This is a genomic window from Saccharomonospora iraqiensis subsp. paurometabolica YIM 90007, from assembly GCF_000231035.2.
In the GTDB taxonomy this organism is placed as follows: domain Bacteria; phylum Actinomycetota; class Actinomycetes; order Mycobacteriales; family Pseudonocardiaceae; genus Saccharomonospora; species Saccharomonospora paurometabolica.
The window spans coordinates 3,914-9,561 of the sequence record NZ_KI912193.1; the positions used below are offsets into that span (position 1 = coordinate 3,914).

The following is a 5,648-nucleotide window of genomic DNA, read 5'->3' on the forward strand; positions in this document are numbered from 1 at the left end:
GACGCGGAGGCGCTGACCCGCCACCGGGACACCGAGCGCACGACGGTCGAGCTGACCTGAGCCGGGCGGCCCGGGCCGCGGGTCGTCGTGCGCGGTGCGCAACGCGGCGGGCCGGACGTCGTTCCGGGCACACGGGGACCGGACCACTGTCGCCCGGAAGGCTTGTGTCCGCTTCCCCGCGTTGCCTACTGTCGGGTGATGTCGCGCACACCGGACACGCGTCCTCCCGGCCTCCCCACGTCGTTGACCTACCCCGAGGTCCCGGTCGGCTCCCTGCTCGCCGGTGCCGCCGCGCGCTACGGCGACCGGACGGCATTCACCCACCACGGCGACAGCCTCAGCTTCACCGGGCTGTGGCAGTCGGCGTGCCGGTTCGCCAACGCGCTGCGCGAGCGCGGAGTCGGCACCGGCGACACCGTCGCGCTGCACCTGCCGAACTGCCTCGCCTTCCCGGTGGCCTACTACGGCACACTGCTGGCCGGGGCGGTGTTCAGCCCGGCGAGCCCGCTGCTGCCCCGGGACGCGCTGCACGAGCAGCTCACCGACTGCGCGGCGCGGGTCGTGGTGACCTACGGCCCGGTCGCGTCGGCCCTGGACGGTCTGGACGTGGACACGGTGCTCGTGGTGGCCCCGACCGACGACAGCCACACCGACTTCGCGGGCTTTCACGCCCACGCCTCGCCCGAACCGCCGGACGTGGTGATCGACCCGGGCACCGACCTCGCCCACCTCGGGTACACGGGCGGGACCACCGGGCGGTCGAAGGGCGTGCGGTTGACCCACCGCAACGTCGTCGTCAACGCGATCCAGTACGCCTGCTGGGGGTCGGGGTCGGTCCCCACCTTCGACGACCACGGCAACCCGACGGTCGAGCAGATCGGCAGCAGCGAGGAGTGGACCTCGGAGCTCGGGACCGGGGTCAGCATCAACCTCACCCCGTGGTTCCACGCCATGGGCATCGGCGGTCTGAACATCGGCGTCCTCACCGGCGGCAGCGTCACCGTGCACGACCGGTTCGACCCGCAGGCGTACGTGGCCGACGCCGAGCGGCTGGGGATCACCACGATGAGCGGGGCCCCCGCGCTGTTCGCCGCGCTGCTGGCCTGCGAGGAGTTCCACACCGCCGATCTGTCCTCGGTGCGCGGTATCACCTCGGGCGCGGCGCCGATGCCGCACGAGCAGGCACGGGCACTGCGGAAGCGGTTCCCGGACGCCGTCATCAGCGAGGGGTACGGACTCACCGAGGTCACCATGGGGGCGACCCTGGCGCCGACCTGGGAATCCGGCACCCGCAAGGTCGGCACCGTGGGTGTGCCCCTCTTCGACACCGAGGTCAAGCTCGTGCCCGTGGAGGGGGGCGAGGAGGAACTGCCGCCGAACACCGAGGGCGAGGTGTGCCTGCGTGGCCCGCAGGTGATGCAGGGCTACCACAACCGCCCCGACGAGACCGCCGAGGTCCTCGTGGACGGCTGGCTGCACACCGGCGACATCGGCGTGCTCGACGACGACGGCGTGCTGTCCATCGTCGACCGCAAGAAGGACATGCTGATCTACAAGGGCTACAACGTCTACCCGCGCGAGCTGGAGGAACTGCTCGTCGAGCTGCCCGAGGTCGCCTCGGCCGCCGTGGTCGGCAGGCGCTCACCCGAGGCGGGCGAACTGCCCGTCGCGTTCGTGGTCCCCGCCCCCGGCCACGGCGACACGACGGCCGGATCGGTGCAGGAGGCGGTCAACGCCCGGGTGGCCCCGTACAAACGCCTCCGCGAGGTCCACGTCGTCGACGCCATCCCCGTCTCCGCCGCCGGCAAGATCCTCAAACGCGAACTCCGCGACCGCCTGTCCTGACCCGGCGCCCACCCCCGCCGTTGTGCCGTGAAGGGCACTTTCCCTGCGTTCGGCGCAGCGAGGGGCACATTCACTGCGTCACACGCAGTGAATGTGCCCCTCACGCTCACCCCAGTTGGGCGCGGAGGGTGGCGTCCTTGTCCAGGACGAGTTGTTCCAGGTCGGACTGGTAGGACTCCATGCGGGTGCGGAGGGTGGCGTCGCCGGCGGCGAGCATGCGCACCGCGAGCAGGCCCGCGTTGCGTGCGCCGCCCACGGACACCGTCGCCACCGGGACCCCGGCGGGCATCTGCACGATGGACAGCAGCGAGTCGAGCCCGTCGAGGTGCTTCAGCGGCACGGGCACCCCGATCACCGGCAGGGGCGTCGCCGCCGCGACCATGCCCGGCAGGTGGGCCGCACCCCCGGCGCCCGCGATGACGACCTTCAGGCCGCGTCCGGCGGCGGAGCCGGCGTAGTCCAGCATCCGCCGCGGGGTGCGGTGCGCCGAGTACACCCCGACCTCGTAGGGCACGTCGAACTCGTCCAGCGCCTGCCCCGCGGCCTCCAGGACCGGCCAGTCCGAGTCGCTGCCCATGATGACGCCGACCGTGGCGGTACTCACTTCGTCCGTCGCCCCCGTCCTCGCTCAGTGGATCTCGTAACCGTCCGGCCACTCGGCGTGGGACAGCCAGTGTGCCGCCAGCCGTGCCCGCTCCCGTTGTCCGTCGGTGAGCTCGCCCAGCAGGTTGACGTGCCCGAGCTTGCGGCCCGGCCGCTCGGCCTTGCCGTAGAGGTGCACCCGCACGTCCGGGAAGCGGGCGAACAGGTGGTGCAGCCGTTCGTCGACCGACATCGACGGCGTCTCCGGGGCACCGAGCACGTTCGCCATGACGGTCGGCGCCAGCGGGTCCGTGCTCCCCAGCGGGTAGTCCAGCACCGCGCGCAGATGCTGCTCGAACTGCGAGGTGCGGGACCCGTCCATCGTCCAGTGCCCCGAGTTGTGCGGGCGCATGGCCAGTTCGTTGACCAGCACGCCCTCGTCGGTCTCGAACAGCTCCACCGCGAGCACCCCGACGACGTCGAGCTCCTCGGCGATGCGCAACGCGAGGTCCTGGGCCTGCCGGGTGCGGGCCTCGTCCAGGTCGGGAGCGGGCGCGAGCACCTCGGTGTTGATGCCGTCCGACTGCACGGTCTCCACCACCGGCCACGCCGCGCCCTGGCCGAACGGCGAACGCGCCACCAGCGCGGACAGCTCCCGCCGCATCGGCACCTTCGCCTCGACGAGCAGCGGGGTCCCGGCGTCGAGCAGCTCCGGCACCAGCGCCCGCGCCTCGTCCGCCGAGTGCACCATCCACACCCCGCGACCGTCGTAGCCGCCGCTGGCCGCCTTGAGCACCACCGGCCACGACCGCGCCCGCCCGAAGTCGACCACGTCGTCGGTCGACGACACCGCGGCGAACGGCGGCCCCGGGATGCCGTGCCCGGCGAGCCGCTCCCGCATCCGCAGCTTGTCCTGCGCGAACGCGAGCGCCGACGGGCCGGGTCGCAGCACGACCTTCTCGTCGGCCAGCGTCCGCAGCAGGTCCTGCGGCACGTGTTCGTGGTCGAACGTGAGCACGTCGACGCCCCGCGCGAAGGAGCGCAATACCTCCGGGTCGGTGTGATGACCGTAGGCCACCTCGCCCGCGACGAGGCCCGCCGATTCCCCCTCGGTCACGGCGAGCACGCGCAGGGACTGGCCGAGTGAGATCGCCGCCTGGTGGGTCATCCGGGCGAGCTGGCCGCCGCCCACCATCCCCACGACGGGAAGTCCGGTTCGGGAGTCCATGGTCGGTCCAGATTACGGGGCCGCCACGGCCCGCTCAGCGCCGCCCCGCCGCCCGTGTGTGCCGCGCCTCCTCGGACGCCTCCGGCCCGTCCGCGTCCCCGTCCGCGTCCCGTCCGGTGAGCGGGGCCGCCGTCGACTCCGCGGCCGCCTGCCCGGCCGCGGCCCGGGACCGCGACCACCACCGGAGTCCGAGCACGGCCGTGAGCAGCAACGGCACCAGCAGGTAGGCACTGCCGAGCACGAACTGCCAGAACTCCCAGTGGAGTTCGAGGTTGCGCCCGTTCGGCAGCACGAGCAGCACGCAGCTGACGAACACCACGATCACCGACCCGGCCGCCAGCCACCGCCGCCAGGCCGTCGCGGGGGTCGTGGCCGGCAGCCGGGCCACGAGCACCACGATCAGCGGCGCCGCCCACACCCAGTGGTGCGACCAGGACACCGGAGAGACCAGCAGCGCATAGAAGGCGGTCACCAGCAACGCGTTCAGCGGTTGCCCGCGCCGGTGGAAGCGCAGCATCAGCCACACGGCGAACGGCGCCAGTGCGGCCCCGATCCCCAGGGCGGCGGTGGTCGCCCACGGCGCGAGGTCGGTGATCCGGTTCAGCAGCCCGTTCAGGGACTGGTTCCCCGCCCAGTGCATCGGCCCGATCCGGCCCGCGTTGAACACGGTGTGCGTCCAGAACCGCACGGTGTCGGACGGCGCGAGCGCGAGCATGAGCACCTGCAGACCCGCGAAGGTGCCCAGGGCGCGCAGCGCGTCGGCCACCCTTCCGGTGAACAGCAGGTGCGGCACGAAGATCAGCGGGGTCAGCTTCACCGCCGAGGCCACCCCGACGAGCACGCCGCCCCACCGGCTGCCCCGCCTGCTCAGCAGCAGCACGTCGAGCACCACCAGGGCCATCAGGATGAGATTGATCTGGCCGAGGAAGATCGTGCGCCACACCGGTTCCAGCGCGAAGAACAGCACGGAGAACACCAGCGTGGCCCGCGCGGGCGAGGCCCACCGGGACACCTGCCCACTCGGCGGGGGCAGGGTCGCGAGCACCAGGCGCACCACCAGGGCCAGCGCGAGGAACGACACGGCCGCGACCACACCCCACGCCACCTGCACCGGCAGCACCGCCAGCGGCACGAACAGCAGCGCCGCGGTGGGCGGGTAGGTGAACGGCAGCAGCGCCCAGAACGGCTCCGCCCCCAGGGTGTTGCCGGCGTAGAGCGGCTCCCCCTGCACCAGGGTGATCGCACCGGCCCGGTACACGGCGCTGTCCACACCGAGCGGCCAGTCGAACACCCACCCCGCCACACCCCCGAGCAGGGCCAACACGGGAAGCAGCGCCAGCAGCGCCACCGACCGGGGGCGCACGGCCAGCCTGCCGAGCGAGTCGCGCAGGGACAGGTACCGCCGCCCGGCCGGGTCTGCCGCACCACCGGGCTCGGGTTCGGTCGTGACGGACATCTCCGGCTTCACCACAGGACGCAGGTCGGCTGACTCACGACAACCAGGAAACCACACCGCCGATCCGATGTTGTGGGCGAGAACCCGCCCGACGCCGCCGCCGGGAGACACCCGCCCGCGGGATGCCGAAACGCGGTTGTTGGGACACACTGGGTCACGTTTGCGCACGCCCCGGCCCCGCACCCGCGCGGGTCACGGAACCCAGGAAGGAGCGCCGTGTCCCCCGCACCCCCCGACGCCACGGGCCCCGGTGACGCCGACCTCGTCGCCGCGGTGCGTGCGGGCCGGATCGCGGAGTTCGGCGTGCTGCGGGAACGGCACGTCGCCGCGGCGAACCGCCTCGCCCGGCGGTTGTGCGCCTCGGCCGCCGAGGCCGACACCGTGGTCTCGGACTCGTTCGCCACGATGCTGGACGCCCTGCGCGACGGCGCGGGGCCGGACGTCGCCGTCCGCCCGTACCTGTTGTCCACCGTCCGGCGCACGGCGGGTCTGCGTGGCAGCCCGGGGGCCGGGCCCGGCGGCGACGGCCGTCCCGCG

5 protein-coding genes are annotated in these 5,648 nt (G+C 73.1%); 2 read left to right on the top strand and 3 right to left on the bottom strand.

All coding sequences use genetic code 11. The features are described 5' to 3' along the window. The first annotated feature begins 198 nt into the window (after positions 1-198). A complete protein-coding gene (locus SACPADRAFT_RS0201700) occupies positions 199-1,845 on the top strand; it encodes a class I adenylate-forming enzyme family protein (RefSeq protein ID WP_007026242.1) in 1,647 nt (548 codons plus the stop codon). Between the two features lie 106 nt (positions 1,846-1,951). Here SACPADRAFT_RS0201700 and purE read toward each other — a convergent pair whose 3' ends face one another. The 3 genes from purE to SACPADRAFT_RS0201715 are packed head-to-tail and all read right to left on the bottom strand — an operon-like array spanning position 1,952 to position 5,111. Next, complete coding sequence (gene purE, locus SACPADRAFT_RS0201705; protein WP_007026243.1) at positions 1,952-2,449, bottom strand: 5-(carboxyamino)imidazole ribonucleotide mutase; 498 nt, start codon at positions 2,447-2,449, stop codon at positions 1,952-1,954. Between the two features lie 24 nt (positions 2,450-2,473). Then, positions 2,474-3,655 carry a 5-(carboxyamino)imidazole ribonucleotide synthase gene (locus SACPADRAFT_RS0201710; RefSeq protein WP_007026244.1) on the bottom strand — a complete coding sequence of 394 codons (1,182 nt, stop codon included), beginning with the start codon at positions 3,653-3,655 and terminating at the stop codon, positions 2,474-2,476. Positions 3,656-3,689: 34 nt separating this feature from the next. After that, positions 3,690-5,111 carry a glycosyltransferase 87 family protein gene (locus tag SACPADRAFT_RS0201715; RefSeq protein WP_007026245.1) on the bottom strand — a complete coding sequence of 474 codons (1,422 nt, stop codon included), beginning with the start codon at positions 5,109-5,111 and terminating at the stop codon, positions 3,690-3,692. 216 nt (positions 5,112-5,327) lie between these two features. Between SACPADRAFT_RS0201715 and SACPADRAFT_RS0201720 the strand changes: the two genes are divergently transcribed. Then, on the top strand, positions 5,328-5,648 hold a 321-nt coding region (locus SACPADRAFT_RS0201720), incomplete at its 3' end, for an RNA polymerase sigma factor (RefSeq protein WP_007026246.1).

Coding starts and splice junctions, on each gene's coding strand:
- SACPADRAFT_RS0201700 (WP_007026242.1), top strand. CDS start 199: ATGTCGCGCACACCGGACACGCGTCCTCCCGGCCTCCCCACGTCGTTG.
- SACPADRAFT_RS0201710 (WP_007026244.1), bottom strand. CDS start 3,655: ATGGACTCCCGAACCGGACTTCCCGTCGTGGGGATGGTGGGCGGCGGC.
- SACPADRAFT_RS0201715 (WP_007026245.1), bottom strand. CDS start 5,111: ATGTCCGTCACGACCGAACCCGAGCCCGGTGGTGCGGCAGACCCGGCC.